Raw genomic sequence first — 14,614 nt, forward strand, 5'->3', positions numbered from 1 at the left:
GCCGCCAAACGAGCGCCAGCTCCAGAACAACAGATGCGAGGGGACGTCCGGATGCCAGCCCACAGCTCATTCCTGACCTGAGACCCGGCGACAGGCGATCTCGCCTGTGCGAGCTTCTCGGGTCCGCCCCAGCGCTGCCCGCGTCCGGACGCGAGACGTTGTCCCGGCACGCAACGGCGCCGGCGCGGACGCGGGCCATAGGCGGACCAGAGAGATAGACCGAGTGAGATCAGGGAGAGAAGATACGATGTCTGCAACCACCACGGCGGCAGCGGCGCCGCAGAAGCCGTTCTACCGCATCCTCTATGTGCAGGTCCTGTTCGCGATCGTGCTCGGTGTCATCGTCGGCTGGCTCTGGCCCGAGCTCGGCAAGAACGAATGGATCAAGGCGCTGGGCGACGGCTTCGTCAAGCTGATCAAGATGGTGATCGCGCCGGTCATCTTCTGCACCGTGGTGTCGGGCATCGCACACGTCTCCGAGGTCAAGAAGGTCGGCCGCGTCGCCGTCAAGGCGCTGATCTATTTCGAGATCGTCTCGACCTTCGCGCTCGCGCTCGGGCTCATCGTCGGCAATTTCATTCAGCCGGGAGCAGGGTTCCAGGGCCAGAGCAGCAATGCCGCCGCCGTTGCCAACTACGCCAAGCAGGCGAGCGAGATGAAGTCGGTCGACTTCGTGCTCCACATCATCCCGGACACGGTGGTCGGCGCGTTCGCGCAAGGCGAGATCCTGCAGGTGCTGCTGTTCTCGATCCTGTTCGGCATTTCGCTGATGGCGCTCGGCGAGCGCGGCCACACGATGCGCGCCTTCGTCGACGACGCCGCGCACGCGATCTTCGGCGTCATCGCTCTCGTGGTGAAGGCCGCTCCGATCGGCGCCTTCGGCGCCATGGCCTTCACCATCGGCCGCTATGGGCCGCAGGCGCTCGGCAACCTCGCCGGCCTGATCGCGACCTTCTATCTCACGGCGATCGCTTTCGTCGTGATCGTGCTCGGCATCATCGCCCGCATCGCCGGGTTCTCGATCTTCAAGTTCCTCAAATACATCAAGGACGAGCTGCTGATCGTGCTCGGCACCTCGTCGTCCGAGAGCGCGCTGCCGCAGATGATGGAGAAGCTGGAGCGGCTCGGCTGCTCCAAGCCGGTCGTCGGCCTGGTGGTTCCGACCGGCTACTCGTTCAATCTCGACGGCACCAACATCTACATGACGCTGGCGACGCTGTTCATTGCGCAGGCGATGAACGTCCACCTCTCCTTCGGCGAGCAGATCACGATCCTGCTGGTTGCGATGCTGACCTCGAAGGGCGCCTCGGGCATCACCGGCGCAGGCTTCATCACCCTGGCCGGAACGCTGGCGGCCGTGCGCCCGGAGCTCGTTCCGGGCATGGCGATCGTCCTCGGCATCGACAAGTTCATGAGCGAATGCCGCGCACTGACCAACCTGTGCGGCAACGGCGTCGCCTGCGTGATCGTGGCGTGGTGGGAAGGCGAGCTGGATCGCGACAAGCTGCGCATCGCGCTCGATCGCGATATCGATCCGGCCGATGTCGAGGTCGCCGTCACGACGGGATAGGCCTGCGGTCGCGGGTGGCGCTGCTGTCGCATTCCAGCGTCAGTGGCGCCGTCGTGCCAAAATGTGGCATGCCCGCTTCGTCATCGTCAGGGCCCGGCGCATCAGTCGGTCAAGCCCAATCGCGATGCCGCCAACATCTCGGATAATCTGCTAGGGTGGCAGCGGGCAGGGGCTCACCGTGGAGGCATCCCGCCTGGTGCCGCAAGGCCGCGCATTCCGACGTGATGACGCAACCGGAGTGACATCGCAGTCCCTCCGTCGCGGCGCGGTCACCCTTGGGGAGGTTGATGATGGCCGTCGCGCAGTCTGGTGTTCCTCGCATCGTGATCGTCGGCGGCGGTGCCGGCGGCCTGGAGCTCGCGACCCGGCTCGGAGACGGATACGGCCGCAAGGGGAAGCTCGACGTCACCCTGGTCGAGCGCAACCGCACCCATGTCTGGAAGCCGAAGCTGCACGAGATCGCCGCGGGCAGCATGGACCTCTCGGCGCATGAGGTTGACTATCTCGCCCAGGCCTATTGGCACGGCTTCCACTACCGCATCGGCGACATGATCGGCCTCGACCGCGACAAGCGCGAGGTGCTGGTGGCGCCCTATCTCGATGCGGAGGGGCGCGAGGTCACGCCGCGGCGGACCATCCCCTATGACGTGCTCGTCATGGCCATCGGCAGCCAGAACAATGATTTCGGCACGCCCGGCGTCGTCGACCACGCGATCAAGCTGGAATCGCAGCACGACGCCCGGCGTTTCCACGAGCGCATGGTCAACGCCTGCATCCGCGCCCACTCGCAGTCGTCGCCGATCGCCCCGCACCAGCTCAAGGTGGCGATCATCGGCGCCGGCGCGACCGGCGTCGAGCTGGCCGCCGAGCTGCATCGAACGACCCGCGAGGTGGTGGCCTATGGTCTCGACCAGGTCGATGCCGAGAAGGACATCCGGATCACGCTGATCGAAGCCGCGGGCCGGGTGTTGCCGGCCTTGCCCGAGCGGGTCTCGCGCGAGACCGAGAAGCTGCTCGCAAAGCTCGGCGTCGAGGTGCTGGTCGGCGCCAAGGTCGCCGAGGTCGGGCCCGACAAAGTGAGCCTCGCCGACGGCCGTGTCATCCCGGCCGAGCTGATCGTCTGGGCCGCGGGCGTCAAGGCGCCCGACTTCCTGAAGGACATCGCGGGGCTGGAGACCAACCGCATCAACCAGCTCGTGGTGAGGCAGACCCTGCAGACCACGCGCGACGAGCGCGTCTTCGCGATCGGCGACTGCTCGGCCTGCTCCTGGGGCGAGCGCGGCAACGTGCCGCCGCGGGCGCAGGCCGCGCATCAGCAGGCCTCGCACCTCTACAAGCAGATCCCGCGCTTCATCAGGGGCGAGCCGCTGGCGGACTACCGCTATCACGATTTCGGCTCGCTGGTGTCGCTCGGCGAGTTCAGCACCGTCGGCTCGATGATGGGCGCGCTGGTCGGCGGCAATCTGGTGTTCGAAGGCCTGTTCGCGCGGATGATGTATCTGTCGCTCTACAAGATGCACGAATACGCGCTGCACGGCTTCGCCAAGGTGACCCTGGACACGCTGGCGCGGCTGATCACCCGCCGCACCGAGCCGCACGTCAAGCTGCACTGACGAGGGTGCCCAGGGCGCCGGCGTGGCCGATTTTGTTGTCGCCTATGGCCCGGCAAGGCCTTAGACTTGCAGAACAATTGCGGATACGGCAGGCGCGGCCCGGTGCATGGGCCTGGGAGCGATGGGCCTGGAAAAGGGAATGACGGACCTTCCATTCCGGATCGGCCTCGAGCGACATCCCGACGTCACTGCGGTGGTCCGCAGGCGCGCGGGCTTGGTCGTTCGCGGAGTGATGGCGGCTGCGCTGGTCGGCACGGCGGCCTGGTTCGGCTATGCCATTGCCTTTTCCCGCGGGCTCGATCAGCGGCACGCCACGGCCCAGCAGCGGCTGGCGGTCGAGGCCGCGCAGCTCGACGGCTACCTCTCGCGCTTCGAATATCTGCCGTCGCTGCTGGAGACCTCGCCCGATGTCTTCCGGCTGCTCGGCACGCCGGACGATCGCGCGCTGCAGCAGAGCGTCAGCCTGCATCTGAAGTCGATCAATCTGCTGGCCGGCGCCGACAACCTCTATGTCCTCACCGTCGCCGGTGATGCGATCGCCGCCGCCGATTTCGACCAGCCGGGCACGCCGGTCGGCAGCAACCTGTCCTACCGGCCTTATATGCGCCAGGCGCTGGCGACCGGCCGCGGCGCGTTCTTCGGCATCGGCATCACCAGCGCGCGCGCCGGCTATTACCTGTCCTATGCCGTCAAGCAACAGGGACGGACGATCGGCGTCGCCGTCGTCAAGGTCAATCTCGATGCCTTCGAGCGCGAATGGCGCAACCGCGGTGCCGACATGCTTCTGGTCGACGCCCGCGGCGTCACCATTCTCGCCTCGCGCGACGAATGGCGCTTCCGCCCGCTGACGCCGCTCTCGGTGGATGCGCTCGAGGAAATCGCGACGTCGAAGCCCTATGGCAGTTCCAGCCTCGCGCCGCTCGGCTGGACCTTCATGGAGAGGACCGATCGCGGCGGTCAGGTCGCGACCGAGCGTGGCGCGGTCTACAGCGTCGACGAGCGTCCGCTCAACGGGCGGCAATGGCAGCTGCTGCTGCTCGACGACGAGGCGCCGATCCGGCGGACGGCCTTGATCATCAGCACGCTCTCGGGTCTCGCCAGCATCGTGGCGCTGCTGGCGTTCGGCCTGCTGGCGCAGCGACGCCGCGAGATCCGGCAGCGGCTGGCGAGCCAGGCCGCGCTGCAGGCCGCCAATGACAGGCTGGAAATGCGGGTGCAGGAGCGCACCGCCGAATTGCGCGCCGCGCAGGACGAACTCGTCCATGCCGGCAAGCTCGCCGTGCTCGGCCAGATGTCGGCGGGCATGGTGCACGAGATCAACCAGCCGCTCGCGGCGCTGCAGACCGCCTCCGACAATGCGGTGCAATTCGTCGATCGCGGCATGATCGGCGAGGCCCGCGGCAATCTCATCCGCATCGGCGAGCTGGTTCGCCGTCTCGCGCGCCTGACCGGCCAGTTGCGCGTGTTCGCCTACAAATCGAACGCGCCGCTTGATGCCGTCGCGGTCGAGCAGGCGCTGTCCGAGACATTCAAGATCCTCGGCGCGCGGGTGAAGGACGGCCATGTCGACGTGACCATCGATCTCGCGCCCGAGCTTCATGTCAGGGCCGAACAGATCCGGCTCGAGCAACTGCTCTGCAACATCATCGCCAACGCGCTCGATGCCGTCGAGGGCGCCGCGCGGAAGTCCATCCACATCCACGCCGTGCGTGAGGAGGGGCAGTGCCGTATCGCCATCGCCAACAGCGGCCCGGTGATCGCCGCCGATGTCCTGCCGCACCTGTTCGAGCCCTTCGTCACGACCAAGCCGGCCGGCAAGGGCCTCGGGCTTGGGCTCGTCATCGCCAACCACATCGCACGGTCATTCGGCGGCGAGCTGCGGGCGCGGAATCTCGAGCCGTCCGGCGCCGAGTTCATCGTGCTGCTGCCGCTCGCCGATTGAAGAGGTCCCCGCATGACTCCTGAGCAACCGGTCGGCGTGATCTATGTCGAGGACGACGAGGATGTCCGCATCGGCGCCGTCCAGGCGCTGCAGCTCGCCGGGCTCCCGGTGACGCCGTTCGCCTCCGCCGAAGCCGCCGGCGCAATCGTCCGCGCCGACATGCCGTTCGTGGTGGTGTCCGACGTGCGGCTGCGCGGCAAGAGCGGCACCGAGTGGCTGTCCGAGCTGCGCCGGCTCGATCCCGACCTGCCGGTCATCCTGGTCACCGGCCACGGCGACATCTCGATGGCCGTGGACGCGATGCGCAACGGCGCCTACGACTTCATCGAGAAGCCGTGTTCGTCGGAGCAGCTCGTCTCCGTCGTGCGCCGCGCGCTCGACAAGCGTCGCCTGACGCTCGAAGTCCGCACCTTGCGCTCGGCGCTCGCCGACCGCCAGGGCATCGAAGCGAGCCTGCTCGGGCGCTCGCCGCAGATCCAGGAGGTACGCCGCCTCGTCGCCAATCTGGCCTCGACCAATGTCGACGTGACGATCTATGGCGAGACCGGCACCGGCAAGGACGTCGTCGCCCGTTGCCTGCACGCTCACAGCGCCCGGCGCGGCGGCAACTATGTCGCGGTGAATTGCGGCGGCCTGCCGGAGTCGCTGGTCGAGAGCGAATTGTTCGGCCACGAGGCCGGCGCCTTCACCGGCGCGACCAAGCAGCGGATCGGCAAGATCGAATACGCCCATGGCGGCACGCTGTTCCTCGACGAAATCGAGAGCATGCCGCTCAGCGTGCAGGTGAAGCTGCTGCGGGCGTTGCAGGACCGCTCGGTCGAGCGCGTCGGCTCCAACAAGCCTGTGGCGGTGGATTGCCGCGTGGTGGCGGCCAGCAAGGCCAATCTGTTCGAGCTCGGCGAGCAGAAGCTGTTCCGCGCCGACCTGTATTATCGTCTCGGCGTCGCCTTCATCGAGCTGCCTCCGTTGCGCGAACGCCGCGAGGACATCCCGATCCTGTTCGAGCACTTCACCCTCGAGGCCGCCAAGCGGTTCGAGCGCGACGCGCCGATCGTGAACGAGCAGACCATGTCGCTGCTGCTCGGCTACTCATGGCCGGGCAATGTGCGTGAGCTGCGCAACGTCGCCGACCGCTTCGTGCTCGGTGTGCTCGACCGCAAGGTCCTCGACCGCTCGGGCGCCGCAGGCTCCGAGCTGTCGCTGCCACGGCAGTTGGAGAACATCGAGCGCTCGATCATCGAGGATGCGTTGCGCCGCAAGCTCGGCGACGTGCCGGCGACCGCCGCGCTGCTGAGCATTCCGAAGCAGACGCTTTACGACAAGATCAAGCGGCTCGCCGTCAAGGTCGACGGCATCCGCGAGGGCGCGCCGGCGCGGCCTCAGTCCTGACCGCGGCTGCATCGCCACCGTCGACGCCGACCACTGCGCTCACCTGAGGCAGGAAGGCCTCGTTCCATGCCGGCGATCAGGAACGAATGCCGCAGCACGCTTGTTGAAACATCATGACAGGCAGAGACACCCGCGACCTGCGCTCCGGCGCCTACGACCCCGTCAGCAAGGACGGTCTGCCGCAGCCGCAACAGGTCAAGGATGAAACGACGCCCCGCCAGCAGGAGCAGTGGGGCGCCGACGTGCGGGCCGAGCCCTTGCCCGGCACCGAGCCGGTGCTTCCCGAAGGGCTCAGGCGCGAGCGGCGTGATCCGCTCAATCGCAACACTGGTCGCCGCGACACCGCCTAGGGCATGATCCGGAAAAGTGGAAGCCGGTTTTCCGAAAAGATCATGCTCAAACAAAAGGATAAGATCATGATGCGATTCCGCGGAATCGCATCATGATCTAGGGCGCGGCGACCCAGCGTCTACTTCGCCGCGATCACCATGATCTCGACGGTGTATTGCGGCGCCGCAAGTCCGGCCTCGACCGTGGCGCGAGCCGGGGTGTTGCCGGCCGAGACCCAGCCATCCCACACGGCGTTCATTTCGCCGAACGTCTTGATGTCGGTGAGGTAGATCGTAGCCGACAACAGCTTCGACTTGTCGGTGCCGGCCTTGGCGAGGTGGCCGTCGATGATCGAGAGAATCTCCTCGGTCTGCTTGGTCACGCTTTCACCGGCCGTCTTTTGCGCGACGACTCCGGCGAGATAGACGGTATTGCCGTGAACGACGACCTGGCTCATGCGCGGGCCAATTTCGAAACGCTGGATCGACATCGAAGAACTCCTCAAAAGGTCAATTCGGGGCCTCTCCCTAGCGCGTGCGGCGCGGCAACGCCAGTCGGCTGAGGCAGGGCAGGGGTGGCAATCGAGCCTCTTTCCCGCCCCCTTTTACAACGTCGTGGCTGGCAATGTGCCCTCCATCGTCCTTCGAGACGCCCGCCTTTGCGGGCTCCTCAGGACGAGGCCGGAATTCGCGGCGCGGTCCATCAGCACGATGCATCTCCTCATGGTGAGGAGCGCCGCTAGCGGCGCGTCTCGAACCATGAGGCCTCGACACGACCTTGCGTTGCCGGCATATCCGCAGCACACGGCCAGCGACGTTTCCGCATGACGCCGCTTCACCGCGCTGCAAAGCGGGGTTGCCCATGGGGCAGGCAAGCATGGGGCGTTTTCCGCGCTTGCACGGATATTTGAGACATGAAACATTCTCCGCGAGGTTCCTTTTTTGATGAGGCGGAGGGGCGTGATGCGGAAACGGTTGATGCTGGCGGCACTCGCGGCGATGACTTTGGTGACGAGCGCGGGGCCGACATTCGCACAGCAGACGATCCGCGTCGGCTGGACCATCCCGGCGGAAGAATCCAAATACTGGATGATGAAGCGGCCCGCCGAATTTCCGGATATCGGCAAGACCTACAACATCGAGTGGACCCAGTTCCAAGGAACGGCACCGATGACGCAGGCGCTCGCCGCCGGCGCGCTCGACTGCGCGACGCAGGCGCCGCTGTCACTCGCCAACGGCGTGGTCGGCGGCGGCCTCAAGGCCTACATCGTCGCGCAGCACGTCTATGAGAAGCCGGGCGGCTTCTCGGTCTACTGGGCGGTCAAGGACGATTCGCCGATCAAGACCATCGCCGATCTCAAGGGCAAGACGGTCGGCATCTCCGTGATCGGTGGCGGCACGCAGGGGCCGTTCAACATGCTCTTGAAGAAGGCCGGGCTCGATCCCGCCAAGGACATCAAGCTGGTCGAGGTCGGTTTCGCGGTGTCGGAGGATGCGCTGCGCCAGGGCCGTGTCGACGCCGTCAACATGAATCAGCCCTTTGCAGCGCGCGCCGAGGCCAAGGGCGGCACCCGTAAGCTGTTCTCGCTGTCCGAGGCGATGCCGAACATCGTCCACATCCTCGAGGCCTGCCGCGCCGATTTCGTCGACAAGAACCCTGAGCTGGTGAAGGCCTATGTCCGCGACATCACCGCCGGCATGAAGAAGGCGCTCGCCAACCGCGACGAGACCTTGAAGGTGGTGTCGGAGGTCATGAAGGCGCCGGTCGCCGTGATCGATACCTATCTGCTGAAAGACAATGATTTCGGCCGCGACCCGGTCGCCGCGCCGAACTTCCCGGCGATCCAGAAGATGCTCGACATCTACGCCGAGACCGGCATGCTGCCGAAGCTCGACGTCGCCCAGTTCAAGCATCCGACGATCGTCGCGCCGATCCAGTAGGCGGCTGGCGCGGAGCTCGTGTCGATGAGGAAGCTGCGCTCGCGCGTGACGGTGGAGGGGCTCGACCGCGCCCCGCACCGCGCCTTCATGCGCGCGATGGGGCTGGATGACGCCGACATCGCCAAGCCGATGATCGGTGTCGTCAGCCAGAAGGGCGAGCAGACGCCCTGCAACATGACGCACGACTTCCAGGTCGACGCGGCGAAGACGGGCATCTCGGAGGCCGGCGGCACGCCGCGCGAGTTCGCCACCGTCTCGGTCTCCGACGGCATCAGCATGAACCACGAGGGAATGAAGTTCTCTCTGTTCTCGCGCGAGCTGATCGCCGATTCGATCGAGGCCGTGGTCCACGGCCTCGCCTATGATGCGCTGATCGGCTTCGGCGGCTGCGACAAGACCTTGCCCGGCGTGATGATGGGCATGGTCCGCTGCAACGTGCCCTCGATCTTCATCTATGGCGGCAGCGCGCTGCCCGGCAAGTACCAGGGCAGGACGCTGACGGTGCTCGATTCGTATGAAGCGGTCGGCAGCTACATGACCGGCGAGATCGATGCACAGACGCTCGAAGGCATCGAGCGGTCCTGCCTGCCGACGATCGGCGCCTGCGCCGGGCAATTTACCGCCAACACCATGGGCATGCTGTCGGAGGCAATGGGCCTGTCGATGCCCAACGTCTCGATGATCCCCGGCGTCTATGCCGAGCGCGCCCACGTGGCGCGGCAGGCCGGACGCCTGATCATGCAGATGCTCGCGCGTGGCGGCCCGCTGCCGCGCGACCTCGTGACCCGGAAGGCGCTGGAGAACGGCGCGGCGATCGTCGCGGCGACCGGCGGCTCCACCAACGCGGCGCTGCATCTGCCGGCGATCGCCAACGAGGCCGGCATCCGCTTCACGCTCGACGATGTCGGCGAGGTGTTCGCGCGCACGCCGCTGATCGGCAATCTCAGGCCGGGCGGCAAGTACACCGCCAAGGACGTCTACGACATCGGCGGCGCCGCCGTGGTGATCCGCGCGCTGATCGAGAGCGGCCACATCGACGGCTCCTGCCTCACGGTGACGGGCCGCACGCTGGCCGAGGAATACGGCGCGGCCAACGTGCCGGACGGCGAGATCGTGTTCAGTCCAGCCAAGCCGATCATGGCCGACGGTGGCGTCGCCGTGCTCAAGGGCAACCTCGCGCCCGATGGCGCCGTCATCAAGGTTGCCGGCCTCAAGAACCTGGTGTTCGAGGGCCGTGCACGGGTGTTCGAAGACGAAGAGACCTGCGTCGCGGCCGTGCGCGCGCGCAACTATCAAGCCGGCGAGGTGCTGATCATCCGCAACGAAGGACCGGTCGGCGGTCCCGGCATGCGCGAGATGCTCGGTGTCACCGCGCTGATCTATGGTCAGGGCATGGGCGAGAAGGTCGCGCTGATCACCGATGGCCGCTTCTCCGGAGCCACCCGTGGCCTGTGCATCGGCTACGTCTCCCCGGAAGCCTTCGTCGGCGGTCCGCTGGCGCTGGTGCAGGATGGCGATCCGATCCGCATCGATGCGAAGGCGCGCACGCTCGACGTGCTGCTCGATGAGCGCGAGCTCGCCGCGCGTCGCAGCGCGTGGTCGCAGCGCCCGCCGCGGCACAGGGCAGGAGCACTGGCGAAATACGCGAAACTCGTTGGGCAGGCACCGCTCGGCGCCGTGACTCACGAGGGGCCGGCCGAATGGCCCTGGTTCGATCAGGACCGGGAATGATCCGCGCGTGGCGACGATTGGCAGGTTTCTTGCTAATCTGCGGCAGTCCGTCTTGCCTGATTTCACGGAGCGTTTGAGCGTGCTGCATCGGAAAGAAAAGCCGACATGGGCGTGACCCCGATCCGACCCGGCCAGCTTGCGGGCACGCCGCTCGGCCGCCGCGCGGCCACGCCGATCATCGAGATCGATCACGTGTCGCAGGTGTTCAAGACCTCGTCGCGCCGCGACCACACCGCGCTGTCGGACATTTCGCTGACGGTGGGCGAGGGCGCCTTCGTCTCGATCCTCGGGCCCTCCGGCTGCGGCAAGTCGACCTTGCTCTACATCGTCGGCGGCTTCGTCAGCCCGACCAGCGGCACCGCGAAGATGAAGGGCAAGCCGATCACCGGTCCCGGCCCCGATCGCGGCCCGGTGTTCCAGGAGTTCGCGCTGTTCCCCTGGAAGAGCGTGCTCGGCAACGTCATGTATGGTCCGCTGCAGCAGGGCAAGAAGCCGGCGAAGGCCGAGGCGCTCGCGCGGACGTTGCTCGCCATGGTCGGCCTCACCGGCTTCGAAAAATTCTATCCCAAGGAGCTCTCCGGCGGCATGAAGCAGCGCGTCGCGCTGGCGCGCACGCTGGCCTACGGGCCGGAGGTGCTGCTGATGGACGAGCCGTTCGGCGCACTCGACGCGCACACGCGCACGCGGCTGCAGAACGACCTGCTCGACATCTGGGAGCGCGACCGCAAGACGGTGCTGTTCGTGACCCACTCGGTCGAGGAAGCCGTGTTCCTGTCCGACAAGGTCGTGATGATGTCGCGCTCGCCCGGCCGCATCCGCGAGGTGATCGACATCGATCTGCCCCGGCCGCGCCGCCGCGAGGAGCTGCTGCTGGACCCGCGCTATCAGAAATACATCGTCGACATCGAGCGCATGTTCGACGATTCCGGTGACAACGAGCTGCCGTCATGAATGGACTGTCGAAGCCGCTCGCGCCGGTGCTGGCTTGCTGCGGTCTGCTCCTGGCCTGGCAGCTCGCCTCGCTCGGGCTGAAGAACGACAGCTTCCCGACCGCGCTGGAATCGCTGCGCGCGATTCCGCCGATCCTCACCGACAAGGAATCCCTGATCAACATCCTGGCCTCGCTGCGGCGGATGGCGATCGGCTTCGCGCTGGCGCTCGCCTTCTCGATTCCGCTCGGGTTGCTGATGGGGCGCAGCCGGTCGACCGCCGCCTTCTTCAATCCGCTGCTGATGCTGATCTACCCGGTGCCGAAGGCGGCGCTGATGCCGATCATCATGCTGTGGCTCGGCGTCGGCGACATTTCCAAGACGCTGGTGATCTTCCTCGGCGTCAGCCTTCCGGTGATCTACCACAGCTTCGAGGGCGCCAAGGCGGTCGAGGAGAAGATGCTGTGGTCGGGAGCGGCGATGGGTCTGTCGCCGGCCGAGCGTCTGCTGCGCATCGTCCTGCCTGCGGCCTTGCCGGAGATCCTTACCGGCTGCCGCACGGGCCTGGTGCTGGCGCTGATCACGATGGTCACCAGCGAGATGATCGCGCGGCAGTCCGGCGCCGGCAACATCCTGTTCAACGCGCTCGACATGGGCCAGTACGACACGGTGTTCGCGATGATCATCATCATCGGCGCCATGGGCATCTGCCTCGATGCGGCGTTCGAGGTCGTCAGGCGCTGGCTGGTTCGCTGGTCCGAGCCGCAGTTCGACATGCCCTTGAGCTTCTCATGACGCGCACCTCCAACCACATCCTGCTGGGCGCCGCGCCGATCGTGCTGGTCCTGCTGCTGTGGCAGGGGCTGGTGTCGTTCGGCTACGCGCCGCCGACCCTGCTGCCGCCGCCGGGGCAGGTGTTCCTGCGCATGGGTCAGCAGCTCTCGAGCGTCACCTTCCAGCAGGACATCGTGGCGACGCTGTTCCGGCTGTTCGCGGGCTTTGCGATCGCCGTGGTGCTCGGTGTTTCCCTGGGAATTGCCGCTGCGGTGAGCCCGCCCGTCAATGCCGCCGTCAAGCCCATCGTGCGCGTGCTGGCGCCGCTGCCGAAGGTCGCGCTCTATCCGGCCTTCCTGCTGCTGCTCGGCTTCGGCCACGAATCCAAGATCATGCTGGTGGCGGCGGATGCGCTGTTTCCGATTCTGCTGTCGACCTATTACGGCGCCACCACCGTCGAGCAGAAGCTGATCTGGTCGGCACTCGCCGCCGGGACGCCGCCGCGCGACGTGCTGTGGAAGGTGGTGCTGCCGGCCGCGATGCCGTCGATCCTAACCGGCTGCCGCATCGGCCTCGTGATCTCCTGCATCGTCGTGTTCCTCGCCGAGATGATCACCTCGACCGACGGGCTCGGCCATGTGCTGGTGACCGCCGCGCGCACCTTCCAGGCGGTCGACATGTTCGTGCCGCTGATCACGATCTCGCTCCTGGGCCTCATTCTCAACGCCCTGCTGCAGGGCCTGCGCGCTTACCTGCTGCGCGGCTTCCCCTCGGTCTGATACAAACAACGACAACAATCGGGAGAACGACCATGCTGGCGGATCGCATCGAGGCGAAATGGATCGACGCATTCTGCGAGATCTTCGAGCGCTGTGCCGTGAAGGCCGGCGATACCGCCGCCATCCTCTCGGAGACGCAGTCGCGCCCGCTCAACGTGCACATCGCCGAGCTGGCGCTGCTGCGCATGGGCGCGCGTCCGTTCCACGTCGTGGTGCCGACCCCGCGCAACCCCCACCCGGTGCCGGTGCGCTCGACCGGCGCGTCGGAGGCGATCGGCAAGCTCGGCCCCGTTGTGACGGCCTTGCAGCAAGCGGGCTTCGTCGTCGACTGCACCATCGAGGGCCTGATGCACGCGGTGGAGACGCCGGAGATCCTCAAAGCCGGCGCGCGCATTCTCGTCATCTCCAATGAGCATCCGGAAGCGCTCGAGCGCATGCGGCCTGACTCGGCGCTGGAGAAGCGCGTGCGGGCCGCCGCCAAGATGCTGCGCGGCACGAAACGCATGCGCGTGACGTCGAAGGCCGGCACCGATCTCGACGTCGTCATGGAGGGCGCCTCGACCGTCGGCGTTTGGGGCTGGACCGACCGTCCCGGCACGCTGGCGCATTGGCCGGGCGGCATCGTCGTCAGCTTTCCCAAGAGCAAATCGGTCAACGGCACCATCGTCATGGCGCCGGGCGACATCAACCTCACCTTCAAGCGCTATCTCTCATCGCCTGTCACGATGACGCTGCGCGACGACTACATCACCGACCTGGCAGGCGAGGGCGCCGACGCCGCGATGATGCGTGCCTATCTCGCCTCCTGGGGCGACCGCGAGGCCTATGCGGTGTCGCATGTCGGCTGGGGCATGAACCCCGGCGCGCGCTACGAGGCGCTGACCATGTACGACCAGCGCGACACCAACGGCACCGAACTGCGCGCCGTCCCCGGCAACTTCCTGTTCTCCACCGGCGCCAACGAATTCGCCGGCCGCTACACGGCGGGCCATTTCGACCTGCCGATGATGGGCACCACGATCGAGCTGGACGGCGTCGCCGTGATCAAGGAGGGCGTGCTGCAGGACGTGTTCGGATAAACTCCTTGGTCGTATTCGAGCAATCGCCCCGACAACGGGGCGCTCCCCTCCCCGCAAGGGGGAGGGGAGCGCACCTTGGTCGCGGCGGCAGGTCGCCCAACACGACGAGGCGTATCGATGACGATCCCGAACCTGAGCGAATTCAGAAAAAAATAAATCACTTGCTATTTTTCGGAAATCATGGTTTTCTCTCTGCATCCCGCCTCACTGCGGAGGGGCGTTGCGCGCGATCGTCACGACACGCGAGGTGGGGATGCGATGGCCGCGAGAGATCGCAGCGTCTTCTTACGAGGGCGCGGACGAACGATCGCTTGCGGACGTGAAGTCGCAGCGTCCTGATACCCCGACGCTGGTATCAAGTCGCGTCGGCCTCAGTGCCGCGCGGTGATGGTGGCCAACAAGCCCGGCGCACCAGGGAGACTGCGTATAAGCGTTAGACCCATCGCGCAGGGAATGCCGGCGTGTTCGGCTTTGCCTGTGGTACCTGCCGCCTGCATTTTTTTCGCAGGCGGGCCATGGGTGAGGCCTTCACCCGGCA

Annotated in this window: 12 protein-coding genes; 11 read left to right on the plus strand and 1 reads right to left on the minus strand. The window is 66.5% G+C overall.

Annotation, left to right across the window (positions count from 1 at the left end; translation table 11 throughout):
* Positions 1 to 247 precede the first annotated feature (247 nt).
* From QX010_RS06850 to QX010_RS06870, 5 genes are all read left to right on the plus strand, one after another.
* Positions 248 to 1,570 carry a dicarboxylate/amino acid:cation symporter gene (locus QX010_RS06850; RefSeq protein WP_316178426.1) on the plus strand — a complete coding sequence of 441 codons (1,323 nt, stop codon included), beginning with the start codon at positions 248 to 250 and terminating at the stop codon, positions 1,568 to 1,570.
* Between the two features lie 290 nt (positions 1,571 to 1,860).
* Positions 1,861 to 3,183 carry an NAD(P)/FAD-dependent oxidoreductase gene (locus QX010_RS06855; RefSeq protein WP_316178428.1) on the plus strand — a complete coding sequence of 441 codons (1,323 nt, stop codon included), beginning with the start codon at positions 1,861 to 1,863 and terminating at the stop codon, positions 3,181 to 3,183.
* A 139-nt stretch (positions 3,184 to 3,322) separates the two neighbouring features.
* The gene (locus QX010_RS06860; protein ID WP_316178430.1) at positions 3,323 to 5,125 is read left to right on the plus strand and encodes an ATP-binding protein; all 1,803 of its coding nucleotides are present in this window, start codon (positions 3,323 to 3,325) and stop codon (positions 5,123 to 5,125) included.
* A 12-nt stretch (positions 5,126 to 5,137) separates the two neighbouring features.
* Positions 5,138 to 6,514, plus strand: a complete 1,377-nt coding sequence (locus tag QX010_RS06865; protein ID WP_316178432.1) for a sigma-54 dependent transcriptional regulator — start codon at positions 5,138 to 5,140, stop codon at positions 6,512 to 6,514.
* Between the two features lie 113 nt (positions 6,515 to 6,627).
* Positions 6,628 to 6,864: a hypothetical protein gene (locus QX010_RS06870; protein ID WP_315802405.1), complete on the plus strand. Its 237-nt coding sequence runs from the start codon at positions 6,628 to 6,630 to the stop codon at positions 6,862 to 6,864.
* A gap of 119 nt (positions 6,865 to 6,983) precedes the next feature.
* Here the strand turns inward: QX010_RS06870 and QX010_RS06875 are convergent, their stop codons facing one another.
* Positions 6,984 to 7,334, minus strand: a complete 351-nt coding sequence (locus QX010_RS06875) for a RidA family protein (protein WP_315715601.1) — start codon at positions 7,332 to 7,334, stop codon at positions 6,984 to 6,986.
* 472 nt (positions 7,335 to 7,806) lie between these two features.
* On the opposite strand from QX010_RS06875, the gene QX010_RS06880 reads away from it, so the two are divergent.
* The 6 genes from QX010_RS06880 (at position 7,807) to QX010_RS06905 (ending at position 14,076) form a co-directional block, all read left to right on the plus strand.
* A complete protein-coding gene (locus QX010_RS06880) occupies positions 7,807 to 8,784 on the plus strand; it encodes an ABC transporter substrate-binding protein (RefSeq protein ID WP_315802406.1) in 978 nt (325 codons plus the stop codon).
* 24 nt (positions 8,785 to 8,808) lie between these two features.
* Positions 8,809 to 10,515 (plus strand): dihydroxy-acid dehydratase, encoded by a 1,707-nt coding sequence (ilvD, locus tag QX010_RS06885; RefSeq protein WP_316178434.1) that lies wholly within the window; start codon positions 8,809 to 8,811, stop codon positions 10,513 to 10,515.
* 105 nt (positions 10,516 to 10,620) lie between these two features.
* Positions 10,621 to 11,466 carry an ABC transporter ATP-binding protein gene (locus QX010_RS06890; protein WP_315802408.1) on the plus strand — a complete coding sequence of 282 codons (846 nt, stop codon included), beginning with the start codon at positions 10,621 to 10,623 and terminating at the stop codon, positions 11,464 to 11,466.
* Complete coding sequence (locus QX010_RS06895; protein WP_315802409.1) at positions 11,463 to 12,239, plus strand: ABC transporter permease; 777 nt, start codon at positions 11,463 to 11,465, stop codon at positions 12,237 to 12,239. The genes QX010_RS06890 and QX010_RS06895 overlap by 4 nt, the downstream gene beginning before the upstream one ends.
* Positions 12,236 to 12,997: an ABC transporter permease gene (locus QX010_RS06900; RefSeq protein WP_316178437.1), complete on the plus strand. Its 762-nt coding sequence runs from the start codon at positions 12,236 to 12,238 to the stop codon at positions 12,995 to 12,997. The genes QX010_RS06895 and QX010_RS06900 overlap by 4 nt, the downstream gene beginning before the upstream one ends.
* 32 nt (positions 12,998 to 13,029) lie before the next feature.
* Positions 13,030 to 14,076, plus strand: a complete 1,047-nt coding sequence (locus tag QX010_RS06905; RefSeq protein ID WP_315802411.1) for a peptidase M29 — start codon at positions 13,030 to 13,032, stop codon at positions 14,074 to 14,076.
* The last annotated feature ends 538 nt before the right edge of the window (positions 14,077 to 14,614 follow it).

Origin of the sequence: Bradyrhizobium sp. SZCCHNRI1009, assembly GCF_032487575.1 — a bacterium.
Lineage (GTDB): Bacteria > Pseudomonadota > Alphaproteobacteria > Rhizobiales > Xanthobacteraceae > Bradyrhizobium.